Here is a 25,983-nt window from a genome sequence, read left to right as displayed (position 1 = left end):
CAGGAGAACACAATGACCATTCAATTTAATCCTGATGAACGCATGCATGGTGACTTCAGTTATCACAACAGTGCCAAAGCGATAGCACGCTTTCCATTTCCATTTCCTGAAGATCAATACATGTATTCAGTCAATATTGAACCTGCGATTTCCAAATCCAGCACGGTGTTTGAACACTGGTTCGATATTGATGAGCATTATTTGACAGAAGTGCAAGAACGCGCCATGACACTGGCAAATGACCAAAAACGTTGCATCATTCAGCCGCATATGCTGCAAGCCTCTTGGGACTTTTTAGAAATGGCGATGGAGCATTTATCGCAGGATTATCCAAAACTATTTCAATTAGAGCGTAACGGTAAAACTTGGCGCTGGGTGAACAAAGCCCTACAAATTGATACCACTTTTGAGTTTGGTGATGTTTCGAGCTTACCGATGCATCCATTTGAATATATCTCGCGTCAAATCCAAGGTGACATTGCCTTGCTGGATCAGCGTGAAGGGGATTTATTCATGGATACTGGCATGATCACGGGTCCTGCCGATTGGTCGCTGAATTTTGATGCAGGCATGAGTTTTAAGCAATGGCATGCACCTGTACCTAAAGTGGCTCATGATCTGGGCGTGTTTGAACGGGCACTTAAATTTTTGCTCAATATTCAAGTTGGGCAACCGTATCGCCGTCTGAATTGGACCATGACCATTAACCCACGTATGGATACCTCATCAGAAACCTATCATTTATGGGGGCATGAACGTGGTTTGGTCACCGCAGAAAATGCAGGCGAGTTGGTGCATTTACGCGTTGAATTGCAATTTATGCCACGTTTACCGCGTAGCAATGCCTTGTTGTTCAGTATTCGCACTTATCTGATTAGCCTGAATGATCTGACCCAAAATCCAGCATGGGCAAAACGCTTGCATCGTGTGATCCGCGATTTACCTGAATCCATTGCGGAATACAAAGGCATCAGTCGTTATCGTGAACCTTTGGTGCAATGGCTTAGTCAATTCGATCAATAACAGATTATTTCTATTTATTATTTTAAATCTATAAAGGAACGAGATTATGGGAAATTCATGGCGTATTTCAGCATTGGCAGAACGTCACCGTCAGTTAGGGGCACAGCTCGAAGACTGGAATGGTATGGGCACAGCATGGACTTATCATAGTGATACGGCAGATCACTATACTGCGATTCGAACCAAAGCGGGTTTGATGGATGTATCTGGTCTAAAAAAGGTGCATTACGTGGGTCCACATGCTGAGAGTTTATTGGAATATGCGACCTCGCGTGATATTTCCAAATTGTATCCGGGCAAATCGGCTTATGCCACCATGCTGAATGAAGAAGGCAAGTTTGTCGATGACTGCGTAATTTATCGCACAGGTCCGAATTCATTTATGGTGGTGCATGGTACGGGCATCGGCTTGGAAATGTTGATTCGTTCAGCCACAGGGCGTCAAGTTGCGGTGTTATTTGATGATGATTTACATGATCTTTCCTTACAAGGTCCCGTGGCTGTTGATTTCTTGGCGGAGCATGTACCAGGTATTCGTGACTTACCTTATTTCCATCATATTCAAACCCGATTATTTGGCTGTCCAGTCATGATTTCACGTACAGGTTATACGGGAGAACGTGGCTATGAGATTTTCTGTAAAGCCATGGATGCACCGTTAATTTGGGATACGATTCTGGAAAAAGGCGTACCTTTTGGCATTGTGGCAAGTTCATTTGTAACTTTGGATTGGTTACGTACAGAAAGCTACTTACTCTTCTTCCCGTATGACAACTCAGAATATTTCCCATTCGAAAATGATAAATCAGGGGATACTTTGTGGGAGTTGGGCTTGGATTTCACCGTATCTCCAACCAAAGGCGAGTTCCGTGGATGCTATGAACATCGCCGTTTAAAGGGTAAAGAACGCTTCAAAATTTTTGGGATTAAGCTTGAAGGCGATCAAGCGGCTCAAATGGGCGATACAGTTTGGGATGGTGATCAAAAAGTTGGGGTGATTACTTGTGGCATGTATTCGCCGCTGACCAAAACATCTGTAGCTTTGGCACGGATGGATGTACCTTATGCCGTAGCTGACCGATCTGTGCAGATTAAAGGTAGCTTAGAAGTTGATGCCATCACGCATACACTACCATTTGATGATCCGCAAAAATTGAAACGTACTGCAAAAGGTTAATCGCAAACGCCTTTTCCTTATTGGTTTTATTTGGATTCATCTTTGGATGATGAAAAATTGAAACAGCCGTTAGATTGAATTCTGCTCAATTTAACGGCTTTTTTTCGTACGATAATTTATGTATTTATTTTAAATCGGATGTGTATTGCACCTTAAAAAGATCGTGCCATACGCAAATTAAAGATGAGTGATTTTATCTTTATCTTCAATTGCGGAATGAATCATGTTCTGAAAGTTCTCCCATGATTAATTCCGCTAGCATTTTCTTGTTTTTATAAGTGCCTTGTGGTTTTAAGAACATCTTTTTGAAAGCCATTTAACTCATCAAGTAATAACTTAATTCTTCACGCATAAGTCTGACGATCTCCATACGTTTTCTGTGATGATGGTGTGAGGAGGATCAAAGTTCGTATCCATATGGCGTTTAACGTGCCATGCGGGAAAAGCAAGTTCCTAATGAGGTAGATACACAATGATATTTTATGAGGGTGTAGAGTAAGGCATTACAAATCGAATCAATCGTATCAAACAGAATAAAAACATACAGATGAAAAAAAGAGAGCCTATCGCTCTCTTTTTTTATGCAATACCGTGTTTAATTATAAGCACGTTCATTGTGGTTGCTAATATCCAACCCAATTTGCTCTTGTTCATTGGAAGCACGTAGTCCAATGGTTTTATCAATAATTTTAAAAATCAACCAAGTGAAAAAGCCGCAATAAACTACTGTCAGTAGAATCCCTGCGATTTGCGCAATTAACTGTTGACCAACATTTACATTTTCAACATAACCGCCGAGTGCAGGAATACAAAAAATGCCAGTCAGAATGGCACCGACCATACCGCCAATCCCATGTAAGGCAAAAACGTCCAGTGCATCATCAAAACCGAATTTTCGCTTTAAGCCTGTAACTGCAAAGAAACAGCAAACACTGGTGATGAATCCAATTGCGATGGCACCCAGTGCACCGACATAAGCAGCAGCAGGCGTAATGCCGACAAGACCCGCAATCACACCAGAGGCTAAACCCAATGAAGTCACGTGTTTGGTCATGATTTTTTCAATCACCATCCAACCTACAATGCCCCCACAGGTTGCAATCATGGTGGTCATTAAAACCAAACCAGCAGTGGTATTGGCTGAAAGGGCAGAACCGACATTAAAGCCAAACCATCCTGCCCATAATAAAGCCGCACCAATCATAGTATAAACCAAGTTATGCGGAGGCATAGGTGTCGTTGGCCAACCATGACGTTTACCTAAGATTAATGCACCTACGAGAGCCGCAACCCCTGAATTAATATGTACGGCAGTCCCACCAGCAAAATCAAGGACGCCCCAATTGTGCATAATTGCACCCGGACCACCCCAGACCATATGTGCCAAAGGACCGTAAACCAAAATCAGCCAAAGTGCACCAAACAGCACAACTGCACCAAATTTCATTCGTTCTGCAAAACCACCCACAGCGATACAAGGCGTAATCATGGCAAAGGTTAAGCCGAAAACGCACAGTACAAATTCAGGTACACCTGCAATTAAGGTTTGGTCTGTAATTCCTAATAGAAAGGCTTTATCAAAACCACCGACGAAACTGTTGAGGTTTAATACACCTTCCGACATGTTGGTGGTATCGGCAACAAAGCTATAGACAAATGCGATCCATAAAATGCCAGAAACGCCTGCAATAGCAAAGAACTGGGAGAAGATGGAGAGGACATTTTTCGCGCGTACCATTCCGCCATAAAACAAGGCTAGTCCTGGAATAAACATAATCAGCACGAGGATGGCAGACACCATAATCCATACGGTTGATGCAGCATCAAATGGCGTATCTTCCGCAAATGCGAGGGTCGGCATGAGTAACAGCAAACAGGGTAATAGTTTTTTAAACGTATCAGAGGTCATGAAGAACTCCCCAAATAATGAAAGATATAAATAGGTTCGGGCTACAAAAAGCTGGAAGAGATAGAAGCTCTTGTATTCCTAAAGAGAATATTAATTTCATTTTGGTTAAAGCAAATCTTGTACCATGATGTTTTATTGAGCGAAAAAGAGTGCTCAAAGTAAGGGTTGTTTTAATATTAAAGTATTGTTTTTATTAGGTTGTGGTGTTTGATTTGAATGTTGATGCAATAGGCTGACCTGATCATATATCGGGTCAGCTATGTGTAGCAAAGTGTGCAGATTTAAGTCGATGGAGCACTATTCTTCACTGTGTGCATAATTCATGACTGAGAGTAAGCGGATAGGCACTTTAATTAGTTTTCCTGGTCCATGTGGAATTTCACCTTCGAAGGTGAGACAGTCACCAGGCTGCATGTGAAATACTTCATCCCCATGTCTATACTCCATTTCACCTTCAACTAAATACAACATTTCAGTACCAGGATGTGCAAAGGTGGGGAATTCCTCACTTGCATCATCCATACTCACTAAATAGGCTTCAAGGTTTTTGCGTGGGCCACGAGAATGCGTGAGTAAATGATAGGTATGTCCTTTTTCAGTCCCGCGACGCACAACCTCCATGCCTTCCCCAGAGCGAACTAACATAGCATTACTTTCATGTTGGTCGTATTGGCTAAATAAAGTTGATACGGAAATCCCTAGAACCTCACATAAACGAATTAATGTATCTAGGCTGGTCGATACTTGGGCATTTTCGATCTTGCTCAGCATGCCCTGACTGATATTTGCCATTTGTGCCACTTCGGAAAGTTTTAAGCCTTGTTCTTGCCGATGACGTTTAATTTGGATGCCAATGTACTGTTCTAACTTCAAGCTATTTTTAGTTTGTCTCATTCTGGGTCAACTCTGCACTTAATATGATCACTTTTGTTTCATAATTTTACTTAATACGAAAATTGTATAGAAGAAAATTAAAAAATAATGATAGGAAATATATATTCTTTACAGGAATAAAAGCAAATCGACCTCCAAATATAAAAAAAGACAGATTTATAAAAGTTGGCAAGGGAATTGCTTTCTTATTAGGAAAGAAAGTTTCTTATTTTGAAAACTGAATCGTGAATTGAATACGATGCATTTTTCGAGCCAAATACCATTATTGTCATGTTAGGAGTATGTCAATCATGTTGCAGCAGGCCGTAGAAGAGATGTTTGATCAGCATAAACTGATCAATAAAACAATATACCGACCAGAAGTACAGCAGGTCATTGATCAACATAATTTAAAATATGTGTTAGCGCAGTTTGTCGATATTCATGGTGCTGCGAAAACCAAATCAGTCCCAATTTCGGGTTTAAAAGCAATAGAAAAAGATGGTGTGGGTTTCGCGGGTTTTGCAATTTCAGGCATGGGCATGCAACCGCATGGACCAGACTTTATGGTGAAAGGTGATTTGTCGACGTTATCTCCAGTACCATGGCAACCCGGTTATGGTCGTGTGGTGTGCGAAGGTTATGTCAATGGTCAGCCACATCCTTATGATTCACGTTTTGTATTACGTAAACAAGTCGAGCGTTTAAGTGCGAAAGGTTGGACACTAAATACTGGCTTAGAACCTGAATTCAGCCTGTTCCGCCGTGCTGAAGATGGTTCACTAAAAATGGTCGATGATTCAGACAACCTCGATAAACCTTGTTATGACTATAAAGGCTTATCGCGCTCACGTGAGTTTTTGGAGCGATTAACCGAAGCTTTAATTCCTGTGGGTTTCGACATTTATCAGATTGACCATGAAGATGCCAATGGCCAGTTTGAAATTAACTATACCTACAGCGATGCCATGAATTCGGCAGACATGTTCACTTTCTTCCGCATGGCAGCAGGGGAAATCGCCAATGATTTAGGCATGATCTGTTCGTTTATGCCAAAACCAGATCCGAAACGTGCGGGCAACGGTATGCACTTCCACTTGTCGATTGGCAGTGAAGAATCCAGCAATCTGTTCCATGACCCGAGTGACCCAAGTGGTATGGGCTTATCTAAAATGGCTTATCACTTCATTGCAGGTTTACTTGAACATGGCCCAGCACTGTGTGCCTTCTGTGCGCCAACCGTGAACTCTTATAAACGCCTTGTGGTCGGTCGTTCACTCTCAGGTGCGACATGGGCACCTGCCTTCATTGCTTATGGTTCTAATAACCGTTCAGCTATGGTCCGTATTCCGTATGGTCGTATTGAATTACGGCTTCCAGATGCCGGCTGTAATCCTTACTTGGTTTCAGCGGCCATTATTGCGGCAGGCTTGGATGGGATTGAACGTGAGTTAATGCCACCCGCAGCATGTAATGAAAATCTCTACAAGCTTAGTTTTGAAGAGATTGCCGCACGTGGCATTGAAACTTTACCGCAGTCACTCAAAGAAGCGGTTGATGCATTGAAAGCTAATCCACTGTTCCGTGAAAAATTGGGTACGGAAATCGTGGATGAATTCATCGATCAAAAAAGCATGGAATGGGTGGAATACAGTCGACATGTGTCTGACTGGGAAATCAAGCGTTATACCGAGTTCTTCTAATTCAACTGAAATAAACACATTAAATATTAAATTTTCGGAGAAATCTTATGTGCGGAATTGTTGGTTTATATCTTAAAAACCCTGCGCTTGAATCACAACTAGGCAAGTTATTTGAACCAATGTTAGAAGCTATGACGGGTCGTGGTCCAGATAGTGCAGGCTTCGCCATTTATGGTGATGAAGTACAAGATGGCTGGGTCAAATTGACCTTGCAGACTACGGATGAAAGCTTTAATTGGCAAGGCTTTGCAGAAAAATTACAAGCAAATCTCGGTACAGGTTTTGATTGGTTCCAAAATGCAACTGCGGCGGTGTTAAAGGTTGAAGCAGATGAAGCGACTGTTCGTGCTGCCATTACTGAACTTGCACCTGAACTGAAAATTATGAGCGTAGGTCAAAGCATTGAAATTTTAAAAGGCATGGGACTTCCTGTTGAAATTTCTGAACGCTTTGGCTTGGCGAATATGAAAGGCAGTCACATTATCGGGCACACGCGTATGGCGACTGAAAGTGCTGTGACCATGGAAGGCAGCCATCCATTCTCAACAGGTGCAGATCTTTGTCTTGTACATAACGGTTCATTATCAAACCATGCCCGTTTACGCCAAGAATTAAAACGTGAAGGCATTCACTTTGAAACAGATAACGATACCGAAGTTGCGGCGGGCTACCTGACTTGGCGTTTACAGCAAGGAGACAACCTTGAGCAAGCTTTAAATCATGCACTGGATGACTTGGATGGTTTCTTTACTTTTGCCATTGGCACACGTGATGGCTTCGCGGTAATTCGTGATCCGATTGCTTGTAAACCTGCAGTTTTGGCTGAAACGGATGATTACGTTGCCATGGCATCTGAATATCAAGCTTTAGCCTCTTTACCAAATATTGATAAAGCCAAAGTGTGGGAGCCAGAGCCAGCAACTTTATATGTTTGGGAACGTTCTTCAACCAATAGCAGCGCAGCAGCATAAGTTAACCGAAAAATTGGAGCAAAAATATGAATAGCACAGTACTAGCAGAAAAAATGACTTCCAGCATTTTTAAAGATACTTATGATTTGAGCGTGGATACGATTCGTGAGCTGAATCAGGCATTACATACTGCGGAAATTGTTGAAGAAGTTACAACTTGGACAGTCAAAAATCCAGCGGGTCAACATAACATTGCCGTGGGGATTAAAGCGCCAGTTCAAGTCACCATTGATGGACATGCGGGCTACTACTGTGCAGGCATGAACCAAGAAGCAGACATCGTGGTCAATGGAAATGTCGGTGTCGGTGTTGCAGAAAATATGATGTCAGGTTCGGTACATATTAAAGGCAATGCATCACAAGCGGCTGGCGCAACTGCACATGGTGGTTTGCTAGTGATTGAAGGTGATGCAGGTGCTCGCTGTGGTATCTCCATGAAAGGTGTAGATATTGTGGTTGGCGGTAGTATCGGTCACATGAGCTGTTTCATGGGTCAAGCAGGGCGCTTGGTGGTGTGCGGAGATGCAGGTGATGCACTGGGTGATTCACTTTACGAAACCCGTATTTATGTGAAAGGCACAGTCAAATCACTGGGTTCAGATTGCATCGAAAAAGAAATGCGTGCTGAACATATTGCTGAGTTAACAGAATTACTGGCGAAAGCAGGCTTTAATGAAGATGCAGCGGCATTTAAACGCTATGGCTCAGCACGCCAACTTTATAACTTCAAAGTAGACAATGCATCTGCTTACTAAGAATTAAACGTATTTGGAGATATTATCATGACACAAGCGACTACTACATTTGAGCCAGTATTACGTGAATCCGCTACGTTTGATCGTTTGACGATTCAAGAAATTCAACGTGCAGCTGCAACAGGGATCTATGATATTCGTGGTGGCGGTACTAAACGCCATTTACCACACTTTGATGATTTACTGCTTTTGGGTGCGAGTATGTCACGTTACCCATTAGAAGGTTATCGTGAAAAATGCGGTACCGATGTGGTGTTGGGCACACGTTTTGCGAAAAAGCCAATTCATTTGAAAATTCCAGTGACCATTGCGGGCATGAGCTTCGGTGCATTGTCTGCCAATGCTAAAGAATCACTCGGTCGTGGCGCCTCTATGGTGGGGACATCGACAACGACAGGTGATGGTGGTATGACACCAGAAGAGCGCGGTCACTCTGAAACATTAGTGTACCAATATCTTCCTTCACGTTACGGTATGAACCCTGACGATTTACGCAAAGCAGATGCGATTGAAATTGTATTGGGTCAAGGCGCAAAACCTGGTGGTGGTGGTATGCTTCTGGGTATGAAAGTCACTGAGCGTGTTGCGGGTATGCGTACGCTACCAGTGGGTGTCGATCAACGTAGTGCATGTCGTCATCCTGACTGGACTGGTCCAGATGACTTAGCCATTAAAATTGCCGAAATCCGTGAAATCACTGATTGGGAAAAACCGATTTATGTCAAAATCGGGGCGAGTCGTCCGTACTATGATGTCAAACTTGCAGTGAAAGCAGGGGCTGATGTGATTGTATTAGATGGTATGCAAGGTGGTACTGCTGCAACTCAAGAAGTATTTATTGAGCATGTCGGTATTCCAATTTTATCTGCTATTCCTCAAGCGATTCAGGCACTGCAAGAAATGGGCATGCATCGTAAAGTGCAGCTTATTGTGTCAGGCGGTATTCGTACTGGTGCTGATGTTGCAAAAGCAATGGCACTGGGTGCCGATGCAGTAGCGATTGGTACCGCGGCTCTGATTGCATTAGGCGATAACCATCCACGCTTGAACGATGAACTTAAAAAAATCGGTTCTGCATCAGGTTATTATGATGATTGGCAAAATGGTCGTGACCCAGCAGGGATTACCACACAAGATCCAGAGTTGTCTAAAAATCTAGATCCGATTGAAGGTGGACGTCACTTGGCTAACTATCTACGTGTGCTGGTACTGGAAGCGCAGACCATGGCGCGTGCTTGTGGCAAATCTCACTTGCATAACCTTGACCCTGAAGATTTAGTGGCATTAACTGTAGAAGCAGCAGCAATGGCTCGTGTTCCATTAGCGGGTACCAACTGGGTTCCTGGTCAGCTGCAGTATTAATAACATTGACGAAGTAAAAAGTAAGCCATGCGCTTACTTTTTATTACGTCACTGTTACAAATAGCTATAGATGATAAGGTAAATACCCATTTAGCTAAAAGTTCATTATATGAATCCTTTCTATGGTAGACCTTTTCAAGGTGAAATCATTCTCTGGGATATACGATGGTATTGGCATAATCCTAAAGAGTTAAGCTCATTGCATATTGATGAAACTTATCTAAAAGTGAATGGACAATGGTCTTATCTGTATCGTGCAGTCGATCAATATGGCTATACCATTGATTTTTATCTTTCATCTAGACGTAATACCAAATCAGCCTATTGTTTTCTTGGTAAAATTTTTAATAATGTGAAGAAATGGAAGATGCCACAAGTGATCAATACGGACAAATCCCCCATATATGGATGTGCTTTGTCACGGCTAAAACACGAAGGAAAATGTCCGCTAGACCTTGAGCACAGGCAGATTAAAAACAAAAATAACGTAAGCGAATGTGATCATAGCAAGTTAAAGCTTAAAGCGAATTATCAAGGCGACCTTAGGATTCAAATTGATGAAGACGGCTTATGCCACAATCAAAGGTATTGAAGTGATACGTGCATTACGGAAAGGGAAGGCATCATTATTTTATGCTGGTCAACCTCAAGGTGAAGTCTACCTAGTAAATAGAGTTTTCGGTCTTTAAGTACTTTTTTAAATGTAAAATCATCGACTTTAATCTACATTTGCAACAGTGCCCTATAACTTACGTCACTTAAATAGGATGCATAAGTTATGCAAGTTACGCTACTTAAATAAGTTAAGGTGCTAAAGCGATAAAAGCTACATGATGACCGTAGTACTGAGCACTGGTGATCTAAGTCAATGTTGCAATCCTCATCACCTTTGGAATAAATAGACAAATTCCTGACAAGGTGTGCTATAACTTACGTCACTTAAATAGGAAGCATAAGTTATGTAGGTTACGTCATTTTAATAAGTTGAGGCGCTCTAGCGATAAAAGCTACACGATGACCATAGCACTGAGCACTGGTGATCTAAGTCAATGCTTCAATCCTCATCACCTTTGGAATAAATAGACAAATTCCTGACAAGGTGTGCTATAACTTACGTCACTTAAATAGGAAGCATAAGTTATGTAAGTTACGTCATTTTAATAAGTTGAGGCGCTCTAGCGATAAAACACGATGACCATAGCACTGAGCACTGGTGATCTAAGTCAATGCTTCAATCCTCATCATCATTGGAATAAGTGGACAGATAACTGACATAGAAACTCGAAGAGTGAAGGAAATAATTTAGTGGACTGCGAGCAGTCCAATGAGTAATTAACAGAAAAATTAAACTTGGTACACAATTTGCTATAGAACGTAATTAGGTTTAAAGCGATTTCTATAGTGAAAACTCCTTTTCAGGCAAAGCGGGTAGGTTTTTTGCTTCTCGATGGATTTTCAATGATTGCATTTTCAAATGCCATTGAAGTTTTTCGCATGGCAAATTACGTTGAAAAAAAACATTTATATCAATGGAATGTAACGGGTCTAGAGGGGCATCATACTTGTGCCAGTAATGGTTTACAGATACAACATACCTGTCAAATGCTACATCTTCTTTCAATGGATATTGTATTTGTGTGTGGTGGTTTTCAGCTCTTTAAATTGAACACTCTGACGCATAAAACATTCTTAAAACGTTTGGATCAAGCCAATATTGCTCTAGGTGGAATTTGCACTGGGGCATATGTATTGGCGAGTGCTGGTTTACTTGATGGTTATCAGGCCAGTTTACATTGGGAGAATTCTTTGGCAGCACAAGAGGAGTTTCCTCAGGTCCATTTTAATTCGTATATTTTTAGTCTGGATCGGATGAGGTATACCTGCTCGGGTGGGCTTGCTTCGATTGATATGTGTTCACAGCTTGTAGAGCAGCATTACGGTGCCAGTTTGGCTAAAAGAATTTGTGAACAATTTATTGTGCATCATGTACGTGAAAATACTGATATTCAACATCAACCTATCCCAAATCAGAGAAATAGTATTCAGCCAGCAGTAAAAGAAGCTCTCCGTTTAATGGAAAATAACATTAATGAACCTTTAAATATCTTAGAAATTTGTCAGTTGATTCATAGTAGAACACGAACATTGGAAAGGTTGTTTCAAATGCATTTTAGTTGTTCACCCAAAGAATATTATTCAAAGATGCGCTTAACCCACGCGCAGAATTTATTAAAACAGTCTAGCATGAGCGTGTCGAATGTAGCATTGGCTTGTGGCTTTGCTAATGCATCAAGTTTTAATAAAGCTTACAAAAATCTTTTTGGTTATTCGCCAAAAAATGAACGTGGCATTTTGGAACTGGCCTCTTGATTTGTCGTATTCTGACAACTTTTTAGCGGTTTTTGAAAATAAACACTCTAAAAAAATACCTAAGCTTAATTCATACCAACACTTACCCCCTAAGGTATCCACTATGAATATCCAAGCGAAGGTTCACCAAGACTCGTTGCCTGCACTTTTAACAATTGAAAATGGTGAAAAGGTACAATCAACATTCTCAAAAGAAGAATATGAAAATCGTCATAGAAAATTACGTCAAATGATGGCGGATCAACAAGTTGATTCAGTTTTATTCAGCTCTATGCATAACATCAACTATTACGTTGATTTCCTGTATTGCTCATTTGGTCGCTTTTTTGGTGTAGTAGTTACAGATCAAAAGGTGGTGAGTATTTCTGCCAATATTGATGGTGGTCAACCTTGGCGTCGTACAGTAGGTGACTACAATGTGGTCTATACCGATTGGCAGCGTGATAACTATTTCCGTGCTGTTGCACAAGAAATTCCCAACAAAGGTCGTGTAGGGGTTGAGTTTGATCATCTGCCGATTGAGCGATTAAACAAGCTGAAAGCATTCTTGCCAAATGTTGAATTTGTCGATATTAGTGCTGCTTGTATGAAGCTGCGTATGGTGAAATCTCTAGAAGAAATTGCGCACATTAAACATGGTGCAGCAGTATGTGATATTGGCGGTTTTGCCTTAACAGCGGCTGTCGAAGAAGGAGTGCACGAGCACGAAGTCGCGTTGGCATCGACACAAGCGATGGTGCGTGAAATTGCTAAACGTTTCCCGCATTCAGAATTAATGGATACTTGGACTTGGTTCCAATCAGGCATTAACACTGATGGGGCACACAACCCTGTGACTACTCGTCAAGTGCAAAAAGGCGATATCTTAAGTTTGAACTGCTTTTCAATGATCGCGGGTTATTACACTGCACTTGAACGGACTCAGTTCTTTGGTCATTGTGATGATGCTTCGTTAAAAATTTGGCAAGCCAATGTCAAAGTGCATGAGGCAGGTTTGAAACTGATTCAACCTGGTGCGCGGTGCTGTGATATTGCTAATGAATTAAATGAAATTTACCGTGAAGAAGGTTTGCTTCAATACCGTACTTTTGGCTATGGGCATTCATTCGGCGTACTTTCCCACTACTATGGTCGTGAAGCAGGTTTAGAGCTTCGAGAAGATATCGATACCGTGATTGAATCTGGAATGGTGATTTCAATGGAGCCAATGCTTATGTTGCCACAAGGTATGGCAGGTGCGGGCGGTTATCGTGAACACGACATTTTGGTGGTGACTGAATCAGGCACTGAAAATATCACTAAATTCCCTTATGGCCCTGAGCACAACATTATCAAGGCATAAGTCACAAGGCATCCCAAATCGGGATGCCTTTTTTGGTGGAGAAAATAATATGAATGAAAAAGCTAAATCTGATCAAAACACTTTAAAACGTGTTGCCACTGCGAGTTTTATTGGTAACTTTGTCGAATGGTTTGATTATGCGGCTTATGGTTTTTTAGCCACTGTGATTGCTTTGGTTTTCTTTCCAAGCAGTGATCCTATAGTTGCATTAATGTCAACCTACGCCATCTTTGCATTGTCCTTTATTGTTCGGCCTTTTGGTGGAATTTTCTGGGGATATATTGGTGATAAATACGGGCGAAAACATGCACTGTCTTGGTCAATTATGATTATGACGTTGGCAACTATGTGTATTGCGCTCTTACCGAATTATGCTTCTATTGGAATATTTGCACCGCTTTTATTGCTTTTCTTTCGGATGATTCAAGGTTTTTCTGCTTCAGGTGAATATGCTGGTGCATCAAATTTTTTAGCTGAATACGCACCTAAAAATAAAAAGGGCTTATATACCAGCTTAGTGCCGGCCAGTACAGCGGCAGGTTTATTGTTAGGTTCATTGATGTCAGCTGCGATGTTTGCATGGATGTCAGAATCATTTTTATATGAATACGGCTGGAGAATACCATTCTTATTGGCTGCACCACTGGGTTTAATTGGTCGTTTCATTCGTCTCAAACTTGAAGATACCCCCGAATTTGTGGCACATCAAAAAACAAGTCAGAAAGAAACTTTCCCGATTAAAGCATTATTTACAGAATACCGTCAGCCATTATTTAAAGCGTTTGCAATAGCATCGTTAAATGCTACTGCCTTCTACTTAATTTTTAGCTACATGCCAAATTATTTGTCAACTGAGTTGGGGGTAAATAAAACCGAATCTTTTATTTCTGGGGCTATTTCTTTAGCATTTTACATCGGCATTGTATTTATGATGGGTAAATATTCTGACCGTATTGGCCGTAATAAAATGTTAGCTATGGCATGTATAGGCTTTATAATTTTAACTTTCCCATTGTTCTATTTCTTATCTGGTACATCATTTATTGGCATGATCATCATTCAATTGGTTTTCTGTAGCCTACTTGCGATGAATGATGGCAGTTTGCCTGCATACCTCACTGAACTTTTCCCTGTGCATGTGCGTTATACCGGTTTTGCATTTAGTTTTAATACAGCGAATGCATTGCTGGGCGGTACGATTCCACTATTTGCAACATGGTTGATTCACAGTACAGGTAGTACTTTAGCACCAGCCTTTATTTTAATTGTGATTGCCTTATTTAGCATGAGCGTATTGGTTCAGAGCAATAAAGCGAAACTTGTCACGGTCTAATCCTCTTGGATGAGACCTTTGTAAACTCGTTGTAGGGAACAAAAGTATGAATACACAATCACAATGGTTTGGTGCTTTATTGGTAATTATGGGGGCAATAGGTTGGGGGACTTTAGGCATTGCCAGTACCCAATTGGCAAATGCAGGCGTGAGTAATAGTTCAGTAACAGGATTACGGATTGTCGGTACATTTATTTGTTTATTGGCTTTTTTACCTTTTCTTTATAAGGTTCTACGAACACTGCAATTTAAAGATATTCCTAAATTGGTCATTCAATCATTACTAGGTATGCTTGGAATGACTTTCTGTTATTTTAATGCTGTACAACATGTTGGACCAGCTATAGCAGTAGCATTGCTTTATACCGCTCCTATTTGGAGTGTGGTACTTTCTTTTATTTTTTTGAAAGAGCAAATAAAGTTAAAGTCAATTATGCTTACTTTTGTGGCTGTGAGTGGTGTTGCATGTATGATGCTTGGTGATAATCAACTCAATATGACGGGGGTGCTATTTGGTTTAGCCTCGGGCATTTGTTATGCTGCTTATGGGGTGATTGGTAAAGATATTATTGATCACTATAGCCCGACTTTTTTACTGTTCAGTTCAATGATGGTCAGTGCGCTTGCGATTTTTCCCTTTATTCACTTCCAAGAAATTGAAAGTCTGGTCTCGAATTTAGACTTCAATATTGTGATTGCCTGTATCTTATTAGTTGTGTTTGGCACGTTATTACCTTTTGCTTTATATACCTATGGACTGAAGTATTTAAAAGCATCGCAAGCTTCTATTTATACTATTTTTGAACCATTGACAGCAGTCATTCTTGCCAGCCTGTTCGCCAATGTACAGCTTTCCAATGCGCAGATATTTGGGATAATGTTGATTATTAGCGTGTCATTGCTCAATGTGATTCTGGGTAAAACCAATCTTAATCATGAAAAAATATACTCAACCAATTGATTTTAAAATCAATATCTTCTAGATAGTTTTGGTTATGTTAAGCAAATATTTAAAAGCAGACATTTTCACTAACTATTGTAATTCAAATTACAATCTGGTTAGTAGACTGGTCAATTTCTGTAAATTTATCTAGGACAGTAATTCTCACATTCATCTCATTAACCTGACTTGAAAAAATCTTTTTTGACTATTTATCGTTTACTAATTTGACGCATTACTTCTTGGTTTTAGCCTAACTACTGTGATAATAGCCGGACCAGTTTTCTATTATCCTACCTAAATGTTTAACTGTTCAAAGCAGCACGTTTCTATTTAGCGAGTGAGTAAACGTATCATCATAAGGCTCCTTGTTTTTTTAGGAAGAATATTATGGCTGCTCTGAATAAGTATTTTTGTTTAAGTTTTAGTTAAAAAACCAACATTTTGTTGAATCCGTGATTGAATCATCTCTAGGGTAGATGCTCGAATTTGATTGGGATAAAGGCACTGCGCAATCTGGCTAAACTGCAGAGCAATTTCTCGCATGGCCAAGATGATCTCATCGACTTCTAGAGCGGTCAGATTGGCTTCTGAAGTCCCGAGTTTATGTATGTCATTTCGGGAAATATTGAGCGCTTCGCCCATAATGTCCATTTGATGATAACCACCTGGACCCTCACAGAAGGTCACGTCATAGGCTGGAGCCAATTTCCATTGACCATTTTGTGTCATGAGAAAAGAAAAGTTCTTGGTATGGTCATCCCGATTATTGAAAAGTACATTAAACACAGCACGTTTAAAAGCATGCATCCTTTCTCGCACATCTTGCGTACACATTAAGGTTGCCCGAAGAAAATTGCGATAGTCTAGGCTACCTGGAACTTTATAGTCTGCTCCAGTATATGCAGCCAAACTCTGCATTGGAATCCGCATACCATTTTGACGGTCGAATCGTTTAGAAGCAAAAGCCGTTAAACCATTGGGCAAATTAAAAAAATGGGTGTCTGGAGTCTCGATTTCGCAAAGACGTAAACATTCAGCATAGACGGCTTCAATGGCGCAGACTTCAGGATGCTCTTGCTGAGCTGGGAATTTTATTAGCCAGGCTTCGTGTTGATCAGTAACTTGCGTTGAAAACTCTAGGCTAACAGGATCTCGGTAAACCAATGCTTTGGGTCTGGCACCTTGAGGGGAGCCACCCATGACCAATAAATGCTGTAGAAATTCACCACCTTCACCTTTAAGTACTTCTTGAACTTCCTGCGCCAGTTGTTGTAAGGGGATATTTTCTGTGGTTTGCATGTCAGCAACACAAGGTTCAAAGGAGAGGGCGCCCATTGCGTGACTACTAATATAGGTCAGCCGTTCCAAAGGTCCAATTCGTGCTGGGTTCAAGCCAGTTTTTTTGAAATATCGATCCATCAACAACATGCCCCAACCATCTGGCAAGGCATCATAGACTGGACCAGGCAATCCCATTTGATGAGTAGGAAAACCCTGTCTGAATGGTAGACCTTTTAAAGGGAGTAAGTAAGTAGAGAGCTCTACACCTTGCTGTATTGCTTCTGGACTATATTCAAAAGCAATGATGGGTCTACCAGTTGTGGCAGTTGAACTAATCAGTGTTCCCCATAACCAAGATTCCCCCCAACCGTTGTAATAAACATTAAGTCTATTGAGCATTAACCCTTCCTCTTAATACGGTGGCGCTTACTTTGACTCTCATAGCGTAGAATGTCATTTACACTGTTGAGTTGTGGTTGGAACAGCTCCTGAAGTTCGTTTAATCGGCCTAAGACCATTGCGATACGGACTAAATTTTCAACAGATACATTTCGCCCCGCTTCAAGGTTCGAAACAGTATTTACACCGACGCCTGCACGTGCTGCAACCTCAGCTTGAGACATCTCCAGAAAGAGTCGTTGCTTACGTAAACGCTCACCTAAAAGAGTCACAACTTCTTCGGGTTTAGTAAAATATAAATCCATTAAATTGGGGCTAAAGATTAATTAATTTAATTAAAACACAAAATAATGGAATTATTCTACAGATATCGTGTAGTTAAGGTTAGCTTTGTTGCGCAGTACATCGAAAATTAAGTATGGTCCTTGGATATAGGTTGCAGAAAATCATCAGGATGTACTTGGACTGATTTTTGATACGGAGATCTCAGTATTTTCATTTTTCCTTTTAGGTCACATTACTTAGAAGGGTTCTTCGAAAAGTAGTTCATATTTTAAAAATCCTATAAATATTGAGGATATTTTCTTAATGCTTTCAATATAGCATGCGGCGATATGTAACTCGGACGGGTTTGATCTGCCTTTCAGTATAAATTTTTTGGGTGTGAGAGAGGTAGAGAATTGTGTTGGTTGGTTTATTTGGGAAATTAATCAGTGGATTGAAGCAAAGATGGTGGTTCGTTAAGGATTGTGGGTTCCGACTACCTAAATTTTAGGTATTTTGAATAAAGCATATTTCAAAAATCTGAATTAATGGATTTAAATTACCATAAAAACCTTCAATATTGGCTTGAATCCATTGTTGTTGAGAGTCAATGCGAGACCAATCAATACCATAACCACAATGAGCAATCAGATGCTCAAAGTAAATCCGTTGTGTACGTCCATTACCTTCACGGAATGGGTGTATGACATTAAGCTCACAATACAAGTCGGCAAGTTGAGGAATTAGTTGTTGTGGTGCTAAGCCTTGAAAGTACTTTTTTTCTTGAAGTGGTTTAAGTAATTTATTGGTTTCAATTTCAATACGGGAAAAATTACAAAAACGGGTGTCACCTTTGGAAATATCGATTTGTCTTAACTTTCCTGCCCAGTCGTATAAGTCGCCAAAAAGCTGCGCATGAATTGATTTTAAGTATTGTAAGTCGTAAGGTGGTTCAGCATATTCAATTAAGTTACTTGCCAATCCAGACAGTTCTAGTTCAGCTTGTTCTAAAATTTGTTCATCACGAATATTGAGTTTGTTCTTTAGGATATTTGTGTCAGGGTAACAATACAGGCTGTCACCCATTTCCCCATATTTATCCATACATGCACCTGACTAAGATTCGGGTTGCGAATACTTCTTATATTTTTTCAAGATTTCAGATTTACTTTGTTGAGTTGTTTGAGCTGTCGTTGTAATGCCTTCAAGCTTTAGGCTGGCTTGATAGTTTTGCGCACGTGTCGCTTGAATATATTTTTTTTTCTGTTCAGTGGTTCTGAGCATTTCGAAACTCCATTGATGCTACACGTGAAGTAAGTATAGCAGAGAATCTTTTTGATCAATGCTGCATACACAGCATTTCAAAATGTAATACAACGGTATTGTTTCATGTAATAACAGAAAACTAAAAAAAAGTGGAAGAATTTTTAAAATTTAGATCACATTTAATAACACTAAATCTAAAAAAATTGATCGGATAAGTCCTTTGAATGTCATGTATACCTAAATTTGACAGTTTGAAGGGATCGGTATGTACATTTTTAACAAGGTTAAAGATCGACCATAAACGTGATAAACGGCAGAGGATTATTGAAAAATGAATAGATTTAAAAGCACTGTTACAAATAGAGATTTGAGACGATGATTTTCCCTTTAAAAGGTACTTAAAGCCCGAAAACTCTATTCACTAGATACACCTCACCCTGAGGCTGACCATAATAAAATGATGAAGCTTGTCCTTTACGTAGTGCACGCATGACTTCAATGCCTTTAATTATGGCATAAGCTGTCTTCATCGATTTGAATCCTAAGGTCACCCTGATGATCCGCTTGAGCTAGCCATAATCATTCCATTCCGAGGCAACTAACATGCAAAAACAGGGCATATGCAGGCAACTCTGTGCCATTCTCTGCCATTTTTTATTTTAAAATTAAAAGAATTTTAGAAGAATTTAATTGATCTAGTAGTTTTAAAAAATAATTAACAAATAGTCATCAAGATTTTATGATTTAAATCAAAATTTGATAAAATTAACTGATTAAAAATTCAATAATAATCCTTATTAATCTCTGTGATGTAATGAATTTGTTATATTTTATTACATTGAATTTAAAATTAAAAAACAAAATACTTGTTTTTATTTATTTTAAATTATTTATATTAAAAATTGCAATTATTTAACCATAAAATTTAAGATTGGTTTGAAACATACACAGAGCGTGCTTGTAACTGTCGGTAGATTTTCTTGTAACTGTCGTCTAAAAAATCAACAAATAACATGTAACTGTCGATAGAATTTCTTGTAACTGTCATCCAAAAAAGTCAACAAATAACATGTAACTGTCGTTTTTCATTTCTGTAACACTACATAAAATAGGTCTGAAACATACACTTTTTTGCTCTGATTTGATGTTGTAACAGTAATCTTAGCTCTTTTTTCTTTATTTCGGTCCAATTTGTCACATCCAATTCATAGATTTTCCTTCATTTGCAGATAGAACAGCTAATTTTATGCTTAAGAGTAAGAAATATTTTAAAAGGATGATTTGTTCTAGCTTCATTTAAAAACTGTAGTGTTGTTAGATGAAGTTAAACTACAGATATTAATATAATCGGTGCATGTTTATGTTTTTAATAGTAATTTAACCTTAATTATTAAAAAGTCTAATATAACCAAAAGATAAGGTTGTAGTTCATGGTTTATAATTAATAATATAAAAATAATTATTAAGTTCTCTGTATTAAGTTTTTTAAATTAAAATATAAATGATTATAGATAATTAAATTTATTAAAAATTTACCTTATTATTTGAATAGTGAGGATTATAACAATTATTGAATTTGATTAAAAAACAAACACCAACTTTTAAGAAATGAATTGCGAAATTGATGAGAACAATGCAAACGTGAGACTTATGAAAACTCAAGCTTGTATTTAACAGCATGAGAAGGGTGTGTTTTGCTTTTAAAGTCGTATGCGCTGATTTAAAAGAGTGTAGTAAGTTACTACCCAAGTAGTGAAGGAAATTAAGTCCACTTTTCAAGCTGACATATCCCATTCCTTACCAAACTCAATCGATGATTATTAATAAAGTTTTTTTGTGTAGGGCTTGGTGCATTTAGACTATAAAAGAAGTTATCCCAACCTTAAAGGCAAAAACTGTGTGAAGTACAAGGGCATCACAATATTGGTTTGCTCTAGCATCGAAGAGCCTTGTGTTCCAGTTAATTTGAATGTTTTGCTTGGTGAACACTTTTCAATGTAAGACGTTAGTGATTTAGCACGCGTGCGTTTACCGCTTTTGACTTCAATTGGGACGATATCCCCTTCATCAGTTGCCAGAATAAATTCAATTTCAGCACGGGCATCATTCCATGAGTAACTCGGGTCAATATTGATAGCGGTGAGTTCTTGCTGAACAAAGTTTTCTGCTACATATCCCTTGTACTCATAGCTTTGTTGTTTGATCTCCTTATAACTACTGCCCAGCATATGATTGAGTAGACCCACATCAAATAGAAACAGTTTGACCATATTTTCTTTTTTATAGGCTGCCAGAGGAGATTTCGGTTGCCCTTCAATGAGATAATTCGCCAAGGCTAAACGACAACACTTTAACCAATGGATTGCGGTTTCAAAATCGCTATAACGCGATTTACGCTCATGAACATTTTTAAATTTGAAGCGTTTAACGGACTCATCGGAAACCTGTGATAGTTGTGATGGAATGCTATTAAATACAGATTCAATTAGTTTCGCATTGACCTTACCCGCGTATTTACCAAAGTCACGGCGGTAACCTTCGACTAAATCAGCATGAATTTTGGATACTTTTTCAATGTGTTCTAAAATGCTCGACTCTTTATACTGATACTAAGAAGCAACTGCCTTAGGCATACCTCCAGTGAAAAAATAGTCCGTTAGCTTGTCCATCAATTTAGAATGTACGGCTGGAGTGTTTGTCTGGTTATCAAAGGCTTTAATCAGAGCTTGCTCCCCAGAAGCATGTATAAACTCTCGGAAGGTTAATGGGCGTAAATTGAATTGTTCTACATTGCCAACAGGAAAGGTGTTTAACAAACCAATGTTCGAGCCACTGGCAGCTACAAAATAGGATGGAGCTTTCTCGGCAAAATATTTTAATGAGGTCACAGCATGTTCACACTCGCCAATCTCATCCAAGATCAGCAAATCGGTTTTTGGATTAAATATTTGGTTTGTCAGCAGCTCAATATTCATCAACAGTTCTTCAGGTGGCAGGGCACCCTCGAATGCTTTTTTGTAAGTCGGATTTTCAAGAAAGTCGATACGAAGGATGTTGGCAAAGGTATTGCCAAACAACTCTTGCATTAAGAAGGTTTTGCCTGTTTGCCTAGCACCATCTATTAATAAGGGCTTACGCGAGGGTAGATTTTTTCAAGCCATTAAAGTGTGCATTCTGCTTTTAATGTACAGCACTTTAGTCAATCTATCTTGACGATGACGAAGTTCGGACAGATGTTTCTTATGCTTGGTAACCCCCTAAAAATATGATTTATTACATGAAAAGAATAATAAAAAGTGAACTATGATTTACTTTATGGCATTTAAAAAATACTATAAAAGGACGATAGGGGATTTACGCTTCATAAAAATGTAGAGCCTTAAGTGCCAACTTTGTCATGGATAACTATAATGAATACCTATAACACAGGTTCAAGTACTGAACTTAGTACTCTTGCTCCAAAAATAATGCTCACACCATTATTAAATGCGATGGTCAGTACGCTGAAAGAACAACAATCGAAATCCTTCTTTTATTACGGCGGTCCAAATAATGCTTTGAATTTTGATGCTTCAGCTTTTGTTGCTGCAGTATTTAAAAAAATTGGGTCTAAGAAAGAAGCTAAGCCGATTTATAACATCATCAAAGATATTCAGCTGCTCCCACATGAATCTAAATTACGTATTAGCACCTTATTTGATAAAGAGTCTGAGATTAAAACTGCCGAAGCTTACCGTGAGTTTGATCTTGCTATGGCAGAAACAGTCAATCAGCTGATTATGGATGCACCAAATGGTTTTAATCTCCAAAATCTGGATCAGGTGTTGGGGAATTATCAAGAGGTTGTTAAGAATCCGAATAGTAATAGAAAGCACAATGCTGTACCAATCAAGATCCAAGGTGAAGCAAGAATTCTTCCATTGCAATATACCAGCGATCTGAAGGTTAAGAATGGCTTGCTACGCTTGTTTACTGTGACTGAGGAACTGGAAGCGCCTAACTGGGTTAATGAGGTCTGCACGGCGATTAAAACTATTGTCAAGCTGTCTTATCCAGTAGATGAGAAGATATCTCCAGATGCAATGGATTTCATGGAGGGAATTTTAAGTGATGTTATTGCAACAGAGAACAATGACATCCAAAATCTACTCACCTTTGTAGAAACACAGGCTTTATCACGAGCTCGGACTAAAAACTGCTTTAAGATCATGGAAATCATTGCTGACTATATCGAGAGCAATGAAAAAAATGAGTATAAGCGTACTGCTGCTGTTTCCTACATTCGTAAAGCTAAGGCATTTTTTGAGATTTTTGGCGAGCGAGTCATGCCGTGGAATACGGAGACTACTGACATAGAAAATAATTTTATTTTGAATGTCGGAGCCATCTATGGCGCAGTTGGTGCATTAGACTTGAACTATCAATTGGGCTATGTCCGTGCCACGGAAGCTTTGCCTATCTGGGTTCGCCCTAATGTTGAAATGAATGATATTCGTGCTCAAGATGAAAAAGGGCTTTCAATTAAACGTGAAGTAACTTATGCCTTTCGAGTGAATGGAGAGTTCGCACAAGAAGAAAAGAGCAGTAGATTCAATTCCAGACTGTTGATTAATAATAAAAAGTGTACTGAACTACCAAATTCTGCAGGCTCGATGTTAACAGCCTATGAATCTCGCCTAATCAGCATCAACGAAGCGTTGTTGCTTTCGAATATCGTCAATGAAAAAAATGAGATGATAGACGAGCCGATCTTGGTTGCCGAATGTCAGGAGCGTGTCTGTAAGAACGAATTGTTTCAACTGATTATGCTTTACTTTGTATTATCGGATGACCTTAAAATTGAAGCATTTAAAGAAAAATTCGCTTTATTGGCAGATATGCTAAAGCAACCTGAGAAAATGCGTACAACCCTATCGGCAATTTTGAATCAGCGATTAAATACCGATACGATGCATAGAAAGGTTAAAGCTATCACTGACACAATTAAGAAAGCACTAAATGATAGCTGTGAACCAATCATGCAAGAGATGGATAAGGATTCTAGTCTCAAAACCAAAATTTTTGTGCAGCCAAACATTGTGAATCTGGACGTGTTTAAGCCCTCCATTTTTGGTGATGATGTTGAACAATATTCCAGTATTTTTCATGGGGAGAATAACAATTTCTATGACTACATCATGATCGTAGATGGTAGTCGTAAGAAGATGGCTCGTATGGGTGAGGACGAGACGCAGCGGATGAATCAGTATGCTCGAAAGGCACTGAGTGAACTTGAGTTTAAGTCAACTTTAAAGGTGAAGACGCTCGTTCCATTGGAGAATACTAATCCAGATTTGTCCCAATTTACTGTCCAGCGTGATTTATCAGCACCGTGTCTTCCTGTGGTTATGGTTCCAACAAAACGTAAGCAACCGAATGAAGCACCGTATATGTATCACCATGAAAGTCTACATTATGATGATTTTCTCTCGCTTAATCGGGTAATGATTCATTATCGAACTCAACTGTTCAGACTAAGTGATTTGAAAGGGGGAGCAGATAATCTTTGTTTGGATGAAACTGAAAATGGCTTGATTATGAGTAGTACCTGTTTTTCGATGATCATGCATTCCTTTTTAAAGCATTTGATAAAAGCAGTGAAGGTCAAAAATGGGTTAGAACAGCGAATTTATATTCCTTTTCTTCGGATTGATTCAGTAGATGAACATGAAAATGAGGAAAATGCTCGCAATTACGGTAGCCGTAAAGCCAATCAAAAAGGCGGTTTTAATCCAGAAAGTAAACGTGCCTATGCAACGGCGTATTCATTGGAAAAGCTGCTGAACAATGAGGATTCGATTTTCAAAGTCCAAGGTCTTAAATACAATCCAGATCCGAGAATCTATACAAGTGCTCAAGGGGACAGGTTGTGCTCACCAGTCAATCTAAAAATGGACCGTACTATTTCATACCGTATCTCGGCAGCGATTGAAGCACTTTCTGGTTATTCGGAAGTGATTGTCCCATTCGAAGGCACTAAAGATCGAGTAGCTTGTATTAGCTATAACTCCCGCCCTGAAAATGATGTTGAATTCAAATACCAAACGCAAAAGTATTTGCTGACGTTAAAGCCAGACTATAGTTACATTTGCTATGTCTACGGTTTGGAGCGTATCAACGATAAGCAAGGGAGACTGGTATTGAAGAAAATAAGTCATGCACCTGTGATGCAAGACAATTTACGCACTTCAAAAGCACTACACCGTATTTTGGAAGGTCTTCAGTCTGAAGGGTATAAGGATGTTGTGTTGTTATCTCATCACTTTGCTCAGCGTAAAATTGGTAAAACAGAAAGCAACAATAATATTCATGAAAGCGAAAGTGCCTTAGATCAGCTGGATCAACTTTTCCCAGAGTTGAATTTCTATCCATGCCAATCTGACACGATCCCAGCGCTCAACATCAAACAACGTGAAATTGGTTCGTTATGTGAAGTACCACATCACCAGCACCATACTGCCAGTGCCAATTGCTCTATCCATAAGCAATCACTGTCGATCCTGAGTATAGCGACTATGAAAACTGTGGGGGCTCGCACTCAGAATGGTATTTGCTCATATTTCTATATGCTCACCAGTCAGGAACACTCTATTCATAATGATAAACGGACTAAGCTTCATGCCAAAGTGATTGATACCCAAGACACCAATGAGATGAAAGCGATTCGGTCAGTCCTTCGTGGGGTTCATTATTATGAGTCAGAACGACCGAGTGGGACAGAACGTGCGGAGAAGAAATTCTATAACCCAATTTTGCAACCTTCCCATATTCGTGGCACAACCGGGATACAAGAGCTGGGTGAGATTATCGTTTCCAAGCGCCAGACCAAAGGTGAAGTACTGATGAGCTTGCCTGCAATGATTGGTAAGCTTGAAGAATACATCATTGAGAAAAAGGAACTCGAAGCCGAATTTCCTGTCGAAGAAGTTCCAGTTGAAGACTCTACCACTTCGCAAAATACGGAGTAAGTGCC

The 25,983-nt window shown here is 39.5% G+C and carries 17 protein-coding genes and 3 pseudogenes; 12 read left to right on the top strand and 8 right to left on the bottom strand.

Going from position 1 to position 25,983, the window contains the following annotated elements:
• Window positions 1–12: 12 nt before the first annotated feature.
• On the top strand, window positions 13–1,023 hold the full coding sequence (locus tag MP622_RS16860; RefSeq protein WP_243793663.1) for a DUF3445 domain-containing protein: 1,011 nt from the start codon (window positions 13–15) through the stop codon (window positions 1,021–1,023).
• A 46-nt stretch (window positions 1,024–1,069) separates the two neighbouring features.
• Window positions 1,070–2,200, top strand: a complete 1,131-nt coding sequence (locus MP622_RS16855; RefSeq protein ID WP_243793662.1) for an aminomethyltransferase family protein — start codon at window positions 1,070–1,072, stop codon at window positions 2,198–2,200.
• A gap of 595 nt (window positions 2,201–2,795) precedes the next feature.
• Here MP622_RS16855 and MP622_RS16850 read toward each other — a convergent pair.
• Window positions 2,796–4,109 (bottom strand): ammonium transporter, encoded by a 1,314-nt coding sequence (locus MP622_RS16850; protein ID WP_243793660.1) that lies wholly within the window; start codon window positions 4,107–4,109, stop codon window positions 2,796–2,798.
• A 297-nt stretch (window positions 4,110–4,406) separates the two neighbouring features.
• Window positions 4,407–5,003 carry an XRE family transcriptional regulator gene (locus tag MP622_RS16845; RefSeq protein WP_111828333.1) on the bottom strand — a complete coding sequence of 199 codons (597 nt, stop codon included), beginning with the start codon at window positions 5,001–5,003 and terminating at the stop codon, window positions 4,407–4,409.
• A 314-nt stretch (window positions 5,004–5,317) separates the two neighbouring features.
• On the opposite strand from MP622_RS16845, the gene glnT reads away from it, so the two are divergent.
• From glnT to MP622_RS16800, 9 genes and pseudogenes are all read left to right on the top strand, one after another.
• Window positions 5,318–6,685 (top strand): type III glutamate--ammonia ligase, encoded by a 1,368-nt coding sequence (gene glnT, locus MP622_RS16840; protein ID WP_243793711.1) that lies wholly within the window; start codon window positions 5,318–5,320, stop codon window positions 6,683–6,685.
• 47 nt (window positions 6,686–6,732) lie between these two features.
• Window positions 6,733–7,656 carry a glutamine amidotransferase family protein gene (locus MP622_RS16835; protein ID WP_243793659.1) on the top strand — a complete coding sequence of 308 codons (924 nt, stop codon included), beginning with the start codon at window positions 6,733–6,735 and terminating at the stop codon, window positions 7,654–7,656.
• A gap of 26 nt (window positions 7,657–7,682) precedes the next feature.
• Window positions 7,683–8,411, top strand: a complete 729-nt coding sequence (locus tag MP622_RS16830; protein WP_243793658.1) for a protein glxC — start codon at window positions 7,683–7,685, stop codon at window positions 8,409–8,411.
• Between the two features lie 27 nt (window positions 8,412–8,438).
• Window positions 8,439–9,773, top strand: a complete 1,335-nt coding sequence (locus tag MP622_RS16825; protein ID WP_243793657.1) for an FMN-binding glutamate synthase family protein — start codon at window positions 8,439–8,441, stop codon at window positions 9,771–9,773.
• Window positions 9,774–9,882: 109 nt separating this feature from the next.
• Window positions 9,883–10,462, top strand: a pseudogene (locus tag MP622_RS16820) (IS6 family transposase).
• A gap of 712 nt (window positions 10,463–11,174) precedes the next feature.
• Window positions 11,175–12,143 carry a GlxA family transcriptional regulator gene (locus MP622_RS16815; protein ID WP_243793656.1) on the top strand — a complete coding sequence of 323 codons (969 nt, stop codon included), beginning with the start codon at window positions 11,175–11,177 and terminating at the stop codon, window positions 12,141–12,143.
• 103 nt (window positions 12,144–12,246) lie between these two features.
• The gene (locus MP622_RS16810) at window positions 12,247–13,485 is read left to right on the top strand and encodes a M24 family metallopeptidase (RefSeq protein WP_243793655.1); all 1,239 of its coding nucleotides are present in this window, start codon (window positions 12,247–12,249) and stop codon (window positions 13,483–13,485) included.
• A 49-nt stretch (window positions 13,486–13,534) separates the two neighbouring features.
• The gene (locus MP622_RS16805) at window positions 13,535–14,818 is read left to right on the top strand and encodes an MFS transporter (protein ID WP_100243235.1); all 1,284 of its coding nucleotides are present in this window, start codon (window positions 13,535–13,537) and stop codon (window positions 14,816–14,818) included.
• A 46-nt stretch (window positions 14,819–14,864) separates the two neighbouring features.
• Window positions 14,865–15,779 (top strand): EamA family transporter, encoded by a 915-nt coding sequence (locus MP622_RS16800; RefSeq protein WP_100243234.1) that lies wholly within the window; start codon window positions 14,865–14,867, stop codon window positions 15,777–15,779.
• 396 nt (window positions 15,780–16,175) lie between these two features.
• On the opposite strand, the gene MP622_RS16795 is transcribed toward MP622_RS16800, so the two are convergent.
• The 6 genes and pseudogenes from MP622_RS16795 to MP622_RS16770 all read right to left on the bottom strand — a co-directional run bounded on the left by MP622_RS16795 (window position 16,176) and on the right by MP622_RS16770 (window position 22,057).
• A complete protein-coding gene (locus MP622_RS16795; protein WP_243793654.1) occupies window positions 16,176–17,441 on the bottom strand; it encodes a type II toxin-antitoxin system HipA family toxin in 1,266 nt (421 codons plus the stop codon).
• Window positions 17,441–17,746 (bottom strand): helix-turn-helix transcriptional regulator, encoded by a 306-nt coding sequence (locus tag MP622_RS16790; RefSeq protein WP_243793653.1) that lies wholly within the window; start codon window positions 17,744–17,746, stop codon window positions 17,441–17,443. The genes MP622_RS16795 and MP622_RS16790 overlap by 1 nt, the downstream gene beginning before the upstream one ends.
• A 466-nt stretch (window positions 17,747–18,212) precedes the next feature.
• On the bottom strand, window positions 18,213–18,809 hold the full coding sequence (locus MP622_RS16785; RefSeq protein ID WP_243793652.1) for a putative adenosine monophosphate-protein transferase Fic: 597 nt from the start codon (window positions 18,807–18,809) through the stop codon (window positions 18,213–18,215).
• Window positions 18,810–18,821: 12 nt separating this feature from the next.
• Window positions 18,822–18,989: a YhfG family protein gene (locus MP622_RS16780; RefSeq protein ID WP_243793650.1), complete on the bottom strand. Its 168-nt coding sequence runs from the start codon at window positions 18,987–18,989 to the stop codon at window positions 18,822–18,824.
• 380 nt (window positions 18,990–19,369) lie between these two features.
• Window positions 19,370–19,552, bottom strand: a pseudogene (locus tag MP622_RS16775) (IS6 family transposase); the annotation flags it as partial.
• 1,290 nt (window positions 19,553–20,842) lie between these two features.
• Window positions 20,843–22,057, bottom strand: a pseudogene (locus tag MP622_RS16770) (DUF4143 domain-containing protein).
• Window positions 22,058–22,381: 324 nt separating this feature from the next.
• Here MP622_RS16770 and MP622_RS16765 point away from each other — a divergent pair.
• On the top strand, window positions 22,382–25,978 hold the full coding sequence (locus tag MP622_RS16765; protein WP_243793648.1) for a hypothetical protein: 3,597 nt from the start codon (window positions 22,382–22,384) through the stop codon (window positions 25,976–25,978).
• Window positions 25,979–25,983: the final 5 nt, after the last annotated feature.

It is taken from the genome of Acinetobacter sp. PK01 (assembly GCF_022819285.1).
Classification (GTDB): domain Bacteria; phylum Pseudomonadota; class Gammaproteobacteria; order Pseudomonadales; family Moraxellaceae; genus Acinetobacter; species Acinetobacter tandoii.
The sequence above is the reverse complement of the archived record's forward strand: the minus strand, read 5'-3'. Positions and strand labels throughout refer to the sequence as shown.